The 14,312-nt window shown below is 71.9% G+C and carries 12 protein-coding genes; 7 read left to right on the forward strand and 5 right to left on the reverse strand.

The window, feature by feature from the left end:
* The first annotated feature begins 344 nt into the window (after positions 1–344).
* Positions 345–1,340, forward strand: a complete 996-nt coding sequence (locus tag AMK10_RS35020; protein WP_079180992.1) for an aldo/keto reductase — start codon at positions 345–347, stop codon at positions 1,338–1,340.
* A gap of 347 nt (positions 1,341–1,687) precedes the next feature.
* Positions 1,688–2,953 carry an acyltransferase family protein gene (locus tag AMK10_RS35025; protein ID WP_073753580.1) on the forward strand — a complete coding sequence of 422 codons (1,266 nt, stop codon included), beginning with the start codon at positions 1,688–1,690 and terminating at the stop codon, positions 2,951–2,953.
* Between the two features lie 171 nt (positions 2,954–3,124).
* On the opposite strand, the gene AMK10_RS35030 is transcribed toward AMK10_RS35025, so the two are convergent.
* The 5 genes from AMK10_RS35030 to AMK10_RS35050 are packed head-to-tail and all read right to left on the reverse strand — an operon-like array spanning position 3,125 to position 8,959.
* Complete coding sequence (locus AMK10_RS35030) at positions 3,125–4,366, reverse strand: NAD(P)/FAD-dependent oxidoreductase (RefSeq protein ID WP_073753582.1); 1,242 nt, start codon at positions 4,364–4,366, stop codon at positions 3,125–3,127.
* Positions 4,367–4,422: 56 nt separating this feature from the next.
* Positions 4,423–5,775, reverse strand: coding sequence for a condensation domain-containing protein (locus AMK10_RS35035; RefSeq protein ID WP_073753584.1), 1,353 nt, complete (start codon positions 5,773–5,775; stop codon positions 4,423–4,425).
* Between the two features lie 36 nt (positions 5,776–5,811).
* On the reverse strand, positions 5,812–6,939 hold the full coding sequence (gene hppD / locus AMK10_RS35040) for a 4-hydroxyphenylpyruvate dioxygenase (protein ID WP_073753586.1): 1,128 nt from the start codon (positions 6,937–6,939) through the stop codon (positions 5,812–5,814).
* Positions 6,940–6,968: 29 nt separating this feature from the next.
* Positions 6,969–7,181 carry an MbtH family protein gene (locus AMK10_RS35045; RefSeq protein WP_073753588.1) on the reverse strand — a complete coding sequence of 71 codons (213 nt, stop codon included), beginning with the start codon at positions 7,179–7,181 and terminating at the stop codon, positions 6,969–6,971.
* A gap of 32 nt (positions 7,182–7,213) precedes the next feature.
* Positions 7,214–8,959 carry a non-ribosomal peptide synthetase gene (locus tag AMK10_RS35050; protein WP_073753590.1) on the reverse strand — a complete coding sequence of 582 codons (1,746 nt, stop codon included), beginning with the start codon at positions 8,957–8,959 and terminating at the stop codon, positions 7,214–7,216.
* A gap of 144 nt (positions 8,960–9,103) precedes the next feature.
* On the opposite strand from AMK10_RS35050, the gene AMK10_RS35055 reads away from it, so the two are divergent.
* The 5 genes from AMK10_RS35055 to AMK10_RS35075 all read left to right on the forward strand — a co-directional run bounded on the left by AMK10_RS35055 (position 9,104) and on the right by AMK10_RS35075 (position 14,133).
* A complete protein-coding gene (locus AMK10_RS35055; RefSeq protein ID WP_338014686.1) occupies positions 9,104–10,528 on the forward strand; it encodes an FAD-binding oxidoreductase in 1,425 nt (474 codons plus the stop codon).
* An 82-nt stretch (positions 10,529–10,610) separates the two neighbouring features.
* Positions 10,611–11,279 carry an aspartate/glutamate racemase family protein gene (locus AMK10_RS35060; protein ID WP_073753592.1) on the forward strand — a complete coding sequence of 223 codons (669 nt, stop codon included), beginning with the start codon at positions 10,611–10,613 and terminating at the stop codon, positions 11,277–11,279.
* A complete protein-coding gene (locus AMK10_RS35065; protein ID WP_073753594.1) occupies positions 11,279–12,562 on the forward strand; it encodes an aminotransferase-like domain-containing protein in 1,284 nt (427 codons plus the stop codon). Before AMK10_RS35060 ends, AMK10_RS35065 begins: the two co-directional genes overlap by 1 nt.
* 97 nt (positions 12,563–12,659) lie before the next feature.
* A complete protein-coding gene (locus tag AMK10_RS35070) occupies positions 12,660–13,475 on the forward strand; it encodes an SAM-dependent methyltransferase (protein WP_073753765.1) in 816 nt (271 codons plus the stop codon).
* A 7-nt stretch (positions 13,476–13,482) separates the two neighbouring features.
* On the forward strand, positions 13,483–14,133 hold the full coding sequence (locus AMK10_RS35075; protein WP_073753596.1) for a maleylpyruvate isomerase family mycothiol-dependent enzyme: 651 nt from the start codon (positions 13,483–13,485) through the stop codon (positions 14,131–14,133).
* The last annotated feature ends 179 nt before the right edge of the window (positions 14,134–14,312 follow it).

A 14,312-nucleotide genomic window follows, 5' to 3' on the forward strand; every position in this document is an offset into this window, starting at 1 on the left:
TTCCGGTGCAGACGGGCTACAGATGGGCGATGAATCGGCCAGGAGCCTATCGTTCGACCGCATTTCCGTATGCGTCCCGGGAATAGACAGGGAGACTTTGGCAGTTCTTCGGGTAAACCCGCGCGGTTGCTCGTTCTGATTGCTCTGGACCCGGGCATGCCCTGCGCCCTGGTCACCGCGATGTCGTCGTCTCGCGCTGTACCGCGTACCGGGTGTGCCGCCGGCACCCCGGTACGCGGCGGTCGTTGTTGGCGGCGGTGAAGTGCGGGGCACAGGAGGAGATGCGGCGCTCCCACGGCCCGCCGGAGACTGGCGCACCGAGGGACCGGCACCGGGGAGGCCGCATGAGTACGGACCGGCAGATTCCGTTCGGCCGCACCGGTCTGCGGGTCGGGCGGCTGGCCGTCGGCACCGTGAACTTCGGCGGACGTACCGAGGAGTCCGAGGCGCGCCGCATCCTCGACGGCGCGCTGGCGCACGGGATGAACCTGGTCGACACCGCCGACATGTACGGGTGGCGTGTGCACCGCGGGTACACCGAGGAGCTGATCGGGCGATGGCTGAAGGGTTCGCCCCGCCGCCGTGACGCCGTCGTCGTCGCGACCAAGGTCGGCGAGCGGACGGGTGAGGGCCCCAACGACCGCGGGCTGTCCGCCCACCACATCATCCGGGGCTGCGAGGCCTCGCTGCGCCGTCTGGGCACCGACAGGATCGACCTCTACCAGATGCACCGGTACGACCCGGACGTCGGCTGGGACGTGGTGTGGCAGGCCATGGACCAGCTGATACGCCAGGGCAAGGTGCGTTATGTCGGCTCGTCGAACTTCGCCGGGTGGAACATCGCCGACGCCCAGCACGCGGCCCGCGAACGCGGCCTGGTCGGGCTGGTCTCCGAGCAGTGCTCCTACAGTCTGCTCACCCGCCAGCCCGAGTTGGAGATCCTGCCGGCCGCGCGGGCGCACGGCCTCGCCACGCTGGTGTGGGCACCACTGCACGGCGGGCTGCTGAGCGGGGCGCTGCGCAAGGCGCGTGAGGGCACCGGGGCCAAGTCGGCGCAGGGGCGTGCGGCGGCGGCGCTGCCCGTGCACCACGCGGCCGTCGAGCGGTACGAGCGGTTCTGCGCCGGACTGGGGCGTGACCCCGCGGAGGTCGGGCTGGCCTGGGTGCTCTCACGGCCGGACACGCCGTTCCCGGTGATCGGGCCGCGTACCGTCGGGCAGCTCGACGGTGCCGTGCGGGCTCTGGACGGGGCGCTGTCCCCCGGGGAACTCGACGAGCTGGAGAAGATCTTCCCGCCGGTCGGCCACGGCGGTCCGGCACCGCGCGCGTGGATCGACTGAGGTGCCGGTCCCTCCGGCACGCTCCCCCGCACCGGCGGACAGCGGTGGCTTGAACGCATGGGTGGTATTGCTACGGTCCCGGCAGGGCCGGCGAGCCGCGCGCGAGGGCTTGATCCGTCCGGTCCGGTCGACACGTCTGTGAACAGGACGAACTTCCTCCCACCCGGCTGATGTGTCCCCGCGGGCCCCATGGCGGCGGTGCTCCGGCGCCGAGGGTGCGCACGAACGGAGATGCTCGCCGACTCGGCTGGAAAGCACGCTTCGGTCCGCACCGATACGCCCCCTCCGACCGGTCTCGTTCCGGCCATGGGGTCTCTAGCGGCACTGGAACGAATGGACCGATAGCCATGAACGACACACAGTCCAGACCCACTCGGCTGCCTTCCCTGGCCGGGCTCGGATTCATCGCCCTCTGCATGGTTCTCCTCTCCCACGTCGGGATCTCACTCGTGCTCCGGGTGGCACCGGCGGCCCAGACGCTGTGGACGTACGACTTCAAACTGGGCGTGATGGGCTTCACCTTCTTCTTCGTCCTGACCGGGTTCGCCCTCGCCTGGGTGCACGACTCCGGGACCGACGCGCGCCGCTTCTGGCGCAGGCGCGCGGCACGGGTCCTCCCCGTCCACATGCTCATGCTCGTCGTCGCGCTGCTGCTGGCCCTCGGCACCGGGGCCGCGCTGTCGCTCTGGAAGACGCTCCCCACCCTCTTCCTCGTGCAGAACTGGATCCCCGACCAGGAGGTGGTGCTCACCGGCAACCTCAACGGGCCGACCTGGGCCCTGTCCTGCGCGCTGCTGTTCTACGCGGTGTTCCCCTGGCTCAACCGGCTGGTCCGGCGGATCCGCCCCGAGCGGCTCTGGGTGTCCGCGGTCACCGTCGTCGCGTTGCTGGTCGCGGTCCCGCTCCTGGGCACGCTGTTCCCGAGGGAGCCGCTGCTGGTCAACACCTCCGACTCGTGGCTCCAGACCTGGTTCGTCGGCTACCTGCCCGTCTGCAGGCTGCTGGAGTTCCTGCTCGGCATGATCGCGGCCAGGATGGTCGCCACCCACCGGTGGCACGGTCCCGGCGTCACCGTCTCGGCGCTGCTCTCGGTCGCCGGACTCGCCCTGAGCGTGCGGATACCCGGGGAGAACGCCGGGTTCGTCGAGACCGCGCTCCCGCTCACCCTTCTGATCGCCGCGGCGGCCAGGCGCGAGTACGCCGGCGGGCGGACCGTCTTCGGGTCCCGGCCTCTGGTCGCGCTCGGCCAGATCTCCTTCGGCGCCTACCTGGTGCACTGGATCGTCATCTCCTACGGCCCGATCCACACCGCTGATCCCGCCAGCTGGAGCGCGCCGCTGTCCCTCGGTGGTGCGCTCGGCAAGTCCGCCGTCACGATCGGCGTGGTCCTCGCCCTCGGCTGGCTGACGACCGTGCTCGTCGAACGGCCGGCGCTGCGCCTGACCAGGGGCCGCGGCGAGGCCGTGCCGCTCGTGGAGCCGGTGCCGCTCGTGAAGCCGGTGCCGCTCGTGAAGCCGGTGCCGCCCCTGGCCACGGCAGATTCCGTCCAGGCCGTGCCGCTCCCGGTCCGGCCCCCGAAGCCGGAGCCGGACACCCCGGACCTGGCGGCCTGACCCCCGGGAGGGCCACGACACGAGCGCCCGGCGGTTCCCTCACGGAACCGCCGGGCGCTCGCGCGGCTCGCACCCCGCGTCGATGTCCCCGGGCCTGCCCCCGGGAACGCGGACGGCCCGGCGGCGAGGAACCCCTCGCCGCCGGGCCGTCCGCGTCGCGTCCGGCGCCGCTCAGGCAGCCTCGCTGCCGCGCTTGCGTCTGCGCTTGTCGAAGATGTCGTCGATGCCCGTCAGACCCGACAGCATCCGCGCGAAGTCCACCTCCCGGGGCCGCAGCTTGTCCGGGTCGATCTGCTCCTGCGCCTTGTCCCAGTAGTCCTCCTTGTTCTTCGTGCGGTCGTAGAAGAACCGCACGAAGTCCAGCACGGAGTCCAGGAAGGAGCGGTAGCTGTGCTCGTACCAGTCGAGGACGTCCTTCTCCGCCGACGGGTCGGTCAGCGCCTCGTCGACCGCCTCCGCCAGCGCCCGCGAGCCGCGCAGCGCGAGGGTGACGCCGGTGGACAGCAGCGGGTCGATGAACGCCGCGGCGTCGCCGACGAGCGCCCAGCCGGGGCCGTGGAACTTCTCGCAGGTGTAGGACCAGTCCTTGATGTTGCGGAAGCCGCTGACGCGCCGCGCCCCGGCCATCAGGGTCTTGATCTCCTCGGTCTGTGCCAGTTCCTTGGTGTAGAGGTCCTCGAGGGACTCGCCGGACGCCTTGTACTCGTCGATCGGCGTCACGTACCCGACGCTGACCGTGCCGTCGTGCAGCGGGATGTACCAGAACCATCCCGAGGGCCGGTTCTCCGAGACGATGTCGCCGGCCCTGTTGCCGCCGTAGCGGTTGCAGCCCTGCCAGTACGACCAGGTGGCGATGTTGCGCAGGTCGTCGTGGTAGTGGATCAGGTCGAACTCGCGGCCCAGCAGGTGGTTCTGCCCCGACGCGTCGACGAGCATCCTGCTCCGCGCGGTCCGGACCTCCTTGCTGCCCTTCTCCGTGTAGGTCACGCCGACCACCCGGTCCCCGTCGAAGACCGGGGCTTTGACCGCCGCCTCCTCCAGCACGGTCACTCCCAGCTCACGGGCGCGGGCCAGGAGCAGCGCGTCGAAGTCGGCGCGGCGCACCTGGTACGCGTGGTCGTACAGGGCAGACTCGTGGAACCGGAATCCCCAGGTGCCCTGGTTCTTGCCCCAGAGCAGGGTGCCGCCGTACTTCTTGGTGAACCCCATCCCCTCCAGGCGCTCCAGGAGGCCGAGCTCCTCCAGCGTGGGCATCAGACCGGTGATGAGGGACTCGCCGATGTGGTACCGCGGGAACTTCTCGCGCTCCAGCACGAGGACGCTGTGTCCCCTCATGGCCAGCAGGCCCGCGGTCGCCGAACCGCCGGGGCCACCGCCGATCACCACGACGTCGAACTCCTCCTGCGTGCTCACTGAACTCACTGAAGTCTCCGTTCCTGTTGCTGGCGGGTTCGTCCGGTGTTCCGGGGTCACAGCGCGGACAGCGGGGACGCCGGGTCCTGGACGCCGGCGCGGAGTATGCGGCGGAGCCGGCCGACCATCCTGACGACGGTGGACTCGTCGTACTCCTTGGTGTTGAACCGGGCGGTTCCGGCGACCTCGCCCGTCGGGAGGATGTCCAGCCCCCACAGGACGCCGTTGGGGATGTCGGAGGTCACCGGGTAGGACTTGTGCCGCTTGCGGATCGCGGTGTACTCGACGTCGCCGATCAGCTCGGCCTCCGTCACGCCCGGGTACTGCATCACCTGGAACGCCCAGACGGCCGTGCCGGGCTTCTCGTACGTCCTGGTGAGCGTCGGCGCCTGGGCGGCGATCTGCGCGAAGGGAAGCTCGTGGGTGTACGCCGCGAGGCATGCCTCCCGGGTGCGGCGGACCAGCTCCATGAAGGTGCGGCAGTCGCCGAGCCCGGTGCGCAGCGGCAGCATGTTGAAGAACGGCCCGACGGTCTCGTTGTAGTCGGGCTCGACCCGGCCCGAGGTGATGATCGCCGAGACCACGTCGTCGACGCCCGTCTCCTGGTGCAGCAGGGCGTTGAAGGCCGCCATCATCACCATGAAGGGCGAACTGCGCATGGCGGTGGCGAACGCCGCCGTCGCCGAGGCGGTCTCGCGGTCCAGCTCGAACCGGTACACGGCGTAGGAGGCGCGGTCGCCCGGCTCGTAGAGGTGATCGGTGGGGAGGTCGACGAGTTCGGCGCCGTGCATCGCCTCCCGCCAGTACGCCCTCGACTCCTCCGCCTCCGGCGAGGCGAGCGCCTTCCGCTGCCAGGCGGTGAACTCCCGGTACTGCCTGGCCGGGGCGGGGGCCGCGACGGGGAAGCCCCGGCGCGCGGCGTAGGCGTTCGCGAGATCGCGGATGATGACCTGGAGGGACACGCCGTCGCTCGCCACGTGGTGGGTGACGAGGACGCACACGGCGTCCTTGTCGTCGAACCTGCCGAGCACGACGCGCAGGTGCGGCAGTACGTCCGCGCTCATCGTGGTGGCCTCGGTCTCGTTGACGAAGTCGTCGGCCTGCTCCTCGCGCGGACGGGTCCCGTCCGCGGGCAGGCCGACGACCACCAGCTCCGGGGAGCTCGGCGGGAACACCTTCTGGTAGGGCTCGCCGTCGTCACGGACGATCTGGGTACGCAGCATCTCGTGGCGCGCCACCACGTCGTCCAGCGCTCCCTGGAACGCCGTCAGGTCCAGCTCACCGAGCAGCCGCCAGGCGAGGATGACCAGGTGCCGGGGGCCGAACGAGCCGTCCTGTTCGCCCTTGTCGAACATGCAGAGCATGTCCAGGTTGGTGGAGAGGGGTGCGCGGTCGCCAGGCAGGTCCATGTGTTCGTTTCCGTTCGCGCTCGTCGGGTGGGGAGGTCAGGCGGCCCTGGACTCGGTGCCGGAGGTTCCGGAGGCGGCGCCCGCGGCTCCGCGCTGGCGTTCCGCGGCCTCGTAGAGGGCGGTGATGTTGCCGCTGCCGAAGGTCCGCGCGCCCATCCGCTCGATGAGTTCGAGGAAGATCGTGTTCTTCGGGTGCACGGACTTGGCGAAGATCTGGTACAGCTGGCCCCCGTGGTCCTCGTCCACGAGGACCTCCTCGCCGTGCAGCTCCTCCACCGTGTAGCGGGTCGGCACGACGCGGTCGGACAGCGTGCGGTAGTACGCGTCGGGGGTTCCCATGAAAGCCACGCCGCGGCGGCGCAGCTCCGCGACGGTGGCCACGATGTCGTCGGTGGAGAAGGCGATGTGCTGGACGCCGGCGCAGCCGTGGTCGTCGAGGAACTCGTTGATGTGGCCTCGGTCCTGGGTGATGTCCGGCTCGATCAGAGTGAGTGTCACGTCGCCGGAGCGGCTCTCCACGACCTTCGTCGTCATCGCCTGGGAGCCGATCTGGAGCTTCTCGGTGAAGGTGAGTTCGAAGTCGAACACGTTCCGGTAGAACTCGACGGTGCCGTCGATGTCGCCGGGGTTCACGCACACCGCGAAGTGGTCGACGGAGCGCAGGCTGTTCTCCATGGCGCCGACGGCCCGGGGGACCGGGCGCATGCCGGGTACGGCCGGGCCGCCCGCGCCGCCGGGGCGCTCGACGAAGGTGTGCACGACGTCGCCGAATCCGCCGACCGAGGCGGTCACCACGTCGCCGGTCCGGGTGGGCGCGGCCACGGACCGGGCACCGCGGGCGACGGCCGCCGCGTGGGCGGCCGTCGCGTCGGGGACCCGCATCGCGATGTCGGCGACCCCGTCGCCGTGGCGCTCGACGTACTGTGCGGCGGGGTGGTCGTCGGTGACCGCCTCGGTGAGGACGAGGGTGATGCCGTTCGCGCCCACCTCGACCGACCGGGCCCCGGCCTCGTCGCCGGGGCCCGTCCCGGGCCTGGACACCGCGCGTACCGCAAGCCCGTATCCGCCGGTCAGCCAGCTCAGGGTGGTGTCGATGTCCCGGACGTGGAACCGGATGTGGTCCAGGCTCAGGTCGTCGAAGACAAACGGATCGGACGTGGGCATGAGTTCTCCAGTCAGGTGGTTGGTCCTCGTCACACGCGGGTGCCGAGGTCGGGCCATGCCTGGTTGACGTAGGCGAGGCAGGCCGCGCGCCGGTCGGTCCCGTGGACCACGCGCCATCCGCCCGGTACGGGGATGCCCGCGGGCCACAGCGAGTGCTCGCCGGCCGCGTTGGCGAGGACCGTGTAGTTGCCGTCCTCGTCGTCGAAGGGGTTGGTGGCCTGGTCGGCCATGGTCTGGCTCATGTGTTGTCCCTCTCGTTGCTGAGGCGTGGTGGTCAGGCGGCCTGCCGGGCGGCCACCACCTCGGCGAGGCCGGCCACCGTCGGCGTGTTGAACAGGGTGCGGATCTGCACCTCGACGCCCACCTCGGCGCGGATGCGGTTGAGCAGGCGCATGGCGAGCAGCGAGTGGCCGCCCAGGTCGAAGAAGTCGTCCTCGACGCCGACCTCGTGCAGGCCGAGCACCTGCGCGAAGATCTGGCAGATGGCCTCCTCCGTCGGGTTGGCGGGGGCGCGGTAGGCCGTCTCGCTGCGGAAGTCCGGCACCGGCAGGGCCGAGCGGTCGAGCTTGCCGTTGGGCGTCAGCGGTAGCCGGCCGATCACGGTGAACGCGGCGGGAACCATGTACTCGGGCAGGGCCTCGCGGACGTGTTCGCGCAGCGCGGTGAGGTCGGGCTCGTCGTTCTCCGGGACGACGTAGGCGGCCAGGCGGTCGCCGGCGCCGGTGTCGTGGGCGACGACCGCGGCGTGCGCCAGGCCGGGGAACCGGGTGAGGACGGACTCGATCTCGGCCAGCTCCACCCGGAAGCCGAGGATCTTGACCAGGTCGGTGGCGCGCCCGGCGAACTCCAGCTCGCCGTCGGCGGACAGCCGGGCGAGGTCGCCGGTGCGGTACATCCGCTCGCCGTCCTCGCCGAACGGGTCCGCGACGAACGCCTCCGCGGTGAGGTCGGGGCGTCCGAGGTACCCCTTGGCGAGGCCGCGCCCCGCGAGGTACAGCTCGCCGACGGCGCCGGGCGGCACCCGGTCGAGCCGCTCGTCGAGGACGTACAGCTCGACCCCGTCGAAGACTCGGCCGGAGCTGACGGTGATCCCGGGGCGGTAGGGGGCGGTCAGCGTGGCGTGGGTGCTGAAGACCGTGGCCTCCGTGGTGCCGTACAGAGCGCGTACGACGAGACCGGGGCAGGCGCGCAGGACCCGGTCGACGGCTCCGGGGGCGATGACGTCGCCGCCCGTGAGGACCTCGCGGACCGTCAGGAACGTGTCGGGTGCCTCTTCGGCCACGACCCGGAACAGGCCGGCGGTGAGGTGCAGGGAGGTGACGCCGTGCGTGGTGATGTGCGTACGCAGCCGGCCGATGTCGAAGGGGCCGTCGGGGAAGACGGCGACGCTGCCGCCGCGCAGCAGGGGGACCAGCATCTCGTACAGCGACACGTCGAAGGCGATCGGCGCGAGGAGGGAGACCCGTTCGTGGTTGCCGGTGTCCCAGCAGGGGTCGAGTGCGAGGTCGACGGCGCCGCCGTGGCGGACCGCGACGCCCTTGGGGTGGCCCGTCGAACCCGAGGTGTACATCACGTAGGCGAGGTCGTCCTCGCCGACCGCCACCTCCGGCGGTGTGGCGGGTGCCCCGGCGATCGCTGGCTCACCCGCGACGAGCACGGTCCGCCCCACGTCCGGCAGCCCGCGCCGGGTCATCGCGGCGTCGGTCAACAGGATCTTGGTGCCGGACTGCTCGACGATCCACTGCCGCCGGTCCGCGGGGTAGCCGGAGTGCACCGGCAGGTAGGTGCCGCCCGCCTTCAGCGTGGCGAGGAGCGCTACGACGACCTGTGCCGAGCGCTCCAGCAGTACGGCGACCGGGGCGCCGGGCTCGACGCCGAGGTCCACCAGGTGGTGGGCGAGTCTGTTGGCCTGCTCGTCCAGCTCGCGATAGGTGAGCACCGCCTCGTCCGACCGGACCGCCACGGCGTCCGGGGTGCGGGCGGCTTGCTCGGCGAAACCCTCGTGTACCAACCGGGACACTGTCAATCTCCAATCCGCCCTGATTTCCTGACGGGTTCAGTGTGGGCAGGGCCACCACCCCGGACATCTCCCCGTTTGCGGTGGTCACACAAGTCGCCACTCTCGAAGGGAAGCAGGACCGGCGGGCTGCCTACGGTGGGCGGCATGACGATCATGAGGGACGCCGTCGCGGACCTCCGGGCCGTGCTGACGGGCCCGGACAGCGTGCTCACCGACCCGGATCTGCTGCGCGCCGCGAGCCATGACGAGGCCGACCTGTGCCCGGCCGGCGTGCCGCTGGCCGTCGTGCGCCCGCGTGACACCGCCGAGGTCGCCGCCGTGATGCGGACCGCCGCGGCGCACGGGCTGCCCGTCGTGCCGCAGGGCGCGCGGACCGGGCTCACGGGCGGGGCCAACGCCGTCGACGGTGCGGTCGTCGTCTCCCTCACCCGTCTGAAGGGGATCCGGGTCGACGCCGCGAGGTCCCTCGCGGTTGTCGGCGCGGGCGTCGTCAACGCGGACCTGACGCGGGCGGTGGCCCGGGAGGGGCTGGACTACCCGCCGGACCCCGGCTCGTGGGAGTCCTCGACCATCGGCGGCAACGTCGCGACCAACGCCGGGGGCATGTGCTGCGTGAAGTACGGCGTCACCGGGCGGTACGTGGCCGGGCTGACCGTGGTCCTCGCCGACGGGGCCGTCCTGCGGTGCGGGGGCCAGGGGCCCGAGCGGACCGCCGGATACGACCTGACGGCGCTGTTCACCGGGTCCGAGGGCACCCTGGGCGTCATCACCGAGGTCGTCCTGCGGCTGCGGCCCGCGCGGCGCCCCGACCGTACGCTCGCCGCCGTGTTCCCCACGGTGGCAGCGGCATGCCGGGCGGTCGCCCGGATCACGGCGGCGGGCGAGGCCCCGAGCCTGCTGGAACTCCTCGACCGGACGCATCTGCGGGCCGTCGAGGACTACCGGCCGTCCGGGCTGGACACGGACGCCGGGGCGCTGCTGCTCGCCGCGTCCGACGCCGGGCCCGCCGCGCGGGCCGCACTGGACGCCATGGCCGCCCACTGCGAGCGCGCGGGCGCGAGTGAACTGCACGTCGCGACCGACCAGGTGGAGGCCGACGCGCTGCTGGCCGCGCGCAGGCTCGCCCACCCGGCGATGGAGCACCTCGCCGCGCGCCGCTTCCCCGGCGGGCGGGGCGGTCTCGTCGTGGACGACGTGGCCGTACCGCGCGACCGGATCGTCGAGCTGGTCGAGGGCGTCGCGCGCATCGCGCAGAGGCACGACGTGCTGGTCGGTGTGGTCGGGCACGCGGGGGCCGGCAACCTCCATCCGGTGATCGTGGTCGACCGGTCCGACCCGGACGTCCTGGCCCGGGGTCGCCAGGTGTTCGACGCGATCATGCGGCTCGGCCTGGAGCTCGGCGGCTCCTGCACCGGCGAGCACGGCGTCGGCCTCCTCAAGCGGGACTGGCTCGGGCAGGAGCTGGGGCCGGTCGGCGTCCGCGTGCACCAGGCCGTCAAACGGGCGCTCGATCCGGCGGGCATCCTCAACCCGGGCAAGGTCGTCCTGCCTGCGCACGACGGGAGTTGAGGGCCGCCCTCACCGGTCGTCAGGCTCTTGGAAGAGGCGTCCCGACGCCTGGAAGAGCCTGACGACCGCACGAGAGGGCGCGATGGAGATCGCAGTTGTCGCCGGCACCCCCTTCGACGCCGGGGTCGGTGCGAGCCTGCTGCGGAACGCCGGGCACGCGGCGGTTCCGTACCCGATGGCAGGGTCCCCGGACGAGCAGGACGCGTTGCAGTACGAGCGGCCCGGCGCACTGCGGTCCGCCTTCCTCGGCCTGGTGCGCGAACTGGACGCGCGCGGCCACCGGGTGGCGATGCTGTTCTGCAACTCGCTCTCCGCCGTGGTCGACGTGGACACGGCCGCCCGGTCCTCCTCGCTCACCCTGGTCTCCCCCGCCACCGTTCACCGCGAGGTCGCGGCCGCCCACCGGCGGGCGCTGGTCGTCACCGGCAACGGCTCGGCGGTGGCCGGCTACGAGCGGGTGACCGGACCGGCGGGCCACCGCGCGCTCGGCCTCTCCGACCCCGCGCTCGTGCGGGCGATCGAGGCGGGGGACGCGGCGGCGGCGTTCCACCGTTCCTCCCTGCCGGGGGCCCTGCGCCTGGCCGAGGACGCCGGGCTCGGCGCCGTCGTCCTCGCGTGCACCCACTTCACCGCACTGCTGCCGCAGGTGCTCGCGGCTTGCCGGCTGCCCGTGGTCGACGTCGGCAGCCGGCTCGTGGAGCTGACCGTGAAAGCCGCGGGCACCCTGGAGCCGGACGGGCGGGCCGTGTGATGGCCGTGCTCTCCCGCGAGGCGCTGCACGCCTCGGTACGGGACCCGGAAGCCACGTCGATGAACTTCCTCAACGAGGTCGCCGAGCGGTTCCCGGACGCGATCTCCCTGGCGGCCGGGCGCCCCTGGGACGGCTTCCACGACCCGGCCGACCTCCCCCGCTACCTGCGCGTCTTCCAGGACCACCTGGCGGCGTCCGGGATGCCGCCGGAACGGTTCGGCGCGCTGCTCATGCAGTACGGCAGGACCAACGGCATCCTCGGCGGTCTCATCGCACGCCAGCTGGCGAACGACGAGGGCATCACGGTGCCCCCGGAGGCCGTCGCGGTCACCTCGGGCTGCCAGGAGGCCATGGTCATCGCCCTGCGCGGCCTGTGCGCGGGCCCCGAGGACGTCGTGCTCGCCGTGGAGCCCTGGTACGTCGGGATCACCGGCGCGGCACGCCTGCTCGGGATCGACGTCGTCCCGGTGCCGGAGGCGCCCGGCGGACTCGACCCGGCGGCGGTCGCGGCGGCCGCCCGCGCCGTGCGGGCCGGGGGCCGGAACCCGAAGGCGCTCTACGTCGTACCGAACTTCTCCAACCCCTCCGGTCTCTCGCTGACGGCCGCGGCCAGGCGCGCCCTGCTGGACATCGCCGAGGCCGAGAACCTGCTCGTGCTGGAGGACGACCCGTACGGTCTGTTCGGTCTCGACGACGAGCCCCGCCCGTCGCTGAAGGCACTGGACCGGAACCACCGGGTGATCTACCTCGGCTCGTTCGCGAAGTCCTGCTTCCCCGGTGCGCGGGTCGGGTTCCTCGTGGCCGACCAGCCGGTCCTGGCCCACGACGGACGGCGCACCCTGCTCGCCGAGGAGCTGTCGGCGGTCAAGAGCATGCTCACGGTCAACACCTCGCCGGTGGCGCAGGCGGTGATCGGCGGCCTGCTCGTGGAGGCCGGCTGCAGCCTGCGCACGGCGAACCGGGCCAGGACCGCCTTCTACCGGCGCAACCTGCGCACGCTGCTCGCCGCGCTGGAGGAGCACTTCCCGAACGCCGCCGGACAGGGCGTGCGCTGGACCGTGCCGAGCGGCGGGTTCTTCGTGGTGCTGGAGGTGCCCGTGCCGGCCGACGAGAAGCTGCTGGAGCTCTCCGCCGAGCGGTACGGCGTGCTGTGGACGCCGATGAGGTTCTTCTACTCCAGTGGCGGGACGCACGCGCTGCGGCTGTCGTGCAGTGCGCTGGAGCCCGGCCGGATCGGCGAGGGGGTCGCGCGGCTCGCCCGGCTGCTGGCCGACAACGGCTGAGACCGGCACCGCGCCGGCATCACGGTTCCGAAAGAGGAGAAGTCCCAGGTACGCCAAGGAACCTGGGGTCAACAGGATGGCAGCGAAGGGACGTTCCATGAGCGAATCGGACTGGACACCGGCCCAGGTGGCCGAGCTGTACGACAGCTCGTGCCAGATGTCGACGTTGTTCAACGACGGATACGAGCACCTGGGGTACTGGTACGACGACAAGGACGACGCCAGTGTCGAGGAGGCCGGCAAGCGGCTGACCCGCAAGGTCATCGACACCCTGGGACTGCGCCGTGGGGAGCACCTGCTCGACGCGGGCTGCGGGGTAGGCGCGCCGGCCACCCAGATCGCCCGTGAGACCGGCACACGGGTCACGGGCATCACGATCAGCCCGGCCGAGTGCGAGGCGGCGGAGAAGCGGGCGGCGAAGGCCGGCCTGTTCGACCGGGTGCGCTTCCAGGTCCGCGACTATCACGAACTGCCCTACGGCGACGGCCACTACGACGCCGTGATGGCGATGGAGGCCCTGTCCCACTCGGTCGACCTGGGGAAGGCCCTGTCGGAGTTCTACCGGGTGCTCAAGCCGGGCGGCCGCGTCGCGATCACCGAGACGACCATGGTCCACCCCGACGCCGAACTGCCTCCGTTCTTCCGCAGCCGCCGGCCGATGACGACCGACGGGTGGCTGGAGGTCGTCCGCGAGGCGGGTTTCGTCGTGGAGGAGTGGACGCAGTGCGGCCACCGCGTCTACGGCATGGGCAACCGCTACGTCGAGCGCACCGAAGAGCTGCGGGACGAGCTGGTGGAGCGGTTCGGCGCGGACTTCGTCGACACGGTCAAGCAGGGCCAGAAGGACATGTTCGCGCCGGGCCCGGACCACATGAGCTACCTCATTCTCTGCGCCCGCAAGCCGGCGGGCTGAGGCCGCCGTGGGGGGCGCACCGGCGGGCGACGCCGTGTGGAGAGAGGTCGAGGCGGCCCGGCTGCGGCTGGCCGACCTGCTGGACGGCCTGTCCGACGAGGAGTGGGAGACGCCGTCGCTGTGCGACGGCTGGCGGGTCCGTGACGTGGTGGCGCACCTGACCCTGCCGCCGACGCTCACGACGGCGGGATGGATGAAGGAGATGCTGCGCGCCGGCGGCGGGTTCCACCGGATGGTCAGGGACTCGGCGGTGCGGACGGCCCGCGAACCGGCGGCCGAACTCGTGGCGCGCCTGCGCAAGCACGCCGGTTCCCGGCTCCTGCCACCCGCGCCGGGTGCCGGAGCGGACACGACGGTCATGGACGTGCTGACCCACACCCAGGACATCGCCGTACCGCTGGGCCGGGAAATCGAGATCGTGCCGGACGCCGCACGCGCCGGTCTGGAGAGCCTGTGGCGGCTGCGGTTCCCGTTCAATCCGCGCAAGGCGATGCGCGGCATCCGGTTCGTGGCGGACGACTCCTCCTGGGACGTCGGTGACGGTCCGGTCGTGACGGGCCCGACCGCGGCGCTCCTGCTGGTCCTCACCAACCGCGAGGCGGGGCTGGACCGGGTGACGGGGCCGGGGGCGGCACTGCTGCGTGCCCGCCTCCCCTGACCGGTCACCCGCCCGGAACACGCGTCCCTGCCCGGACTTCCGGGCAAGGGCGCGTTCTTCTGTTCCGGCGGCTTCTTGTGGTTCCGGGTGCTTCTTGTGGTTCCGGGGCGGTCACGCGGTCGTTCGCCACCCCGAAGGTGTCAACACGCCGGTCTCGACTACTCCATGAACGCATATTC

The sequence above is a fragment of the Streptomyces sp. CB02058 genome, from assembly GCF_001905505.1.
Lineage (GTDB): Bacteria > Actinomycetota > Actinomycetes > Streptomycetales > Streptomycetaceae > Streptomyces.

Bases quoted from the DNA above. Each gene is read 5' to 3' on its own strand.
- AMK10_RS35020 (WP_079180992.1), top strand. From the start codon at position 345: ATGAGTACGGACCGGCAGATTCCGTTCGGCCGCACCGGTCTGCGGGTC.
- AMK10_RS35025 (WP_073753580.1), top strand. From the start codon at position 1,688: ATGAACGACACACAGTCCAGACCCACTCGGCTGCCTTCCCTGGCCGGG.
- AMK10_RS35035 (WP_073753584.1), bottom strand. From the start codon at position 5,775: ATGGACCTGCCTGGCGACCGCGCACCCCTCTCCACCAACCTGGACATG.
- hppD (WP_073753586.1), bottom strand. From the start codon at position 6,939: ATGCCCACGTCCGATCCGTTTGTCTTCGACGACCTGAGCCTGGACCAC.
- AMK10_RS35045 (WP_073753588.1), bottom strand. From the start codon at position 7,181: ATGAGCCAGACCATGGCCGACCAGGCCACCAACCCCTTCGACGACGAG.
- AMK10_RS35055 (WP_338014686.1), top strand. From the start codon at position 9,104: ATGACGATCATGAGGGACGCCGTCGCGGACCTCCGGGCCGTGCTGACG.
- AMK10_RS35060 (WP_073753592.1), top strand. From the start codon at position 10,611: ATGGAGATCGCAGTTGTCGCCGGCACCCCCTTCGACGCCGGGGTCGGT.
- AMK10_RS35065 (WP_073753594.1), top strand. From the start codon at position 11,279: ATGGCCGTGCTCTCCCGCGAGGCGCTGCACGCCTCGGTACGGGACCCG.
- AMK10_RS35070 (WP_073753765.1), top strand. From the start codon at position 12,660: ATGAGCGAATCGGACTGGACACCGGCCCAGGTGGCCGAGCTGTACGAC.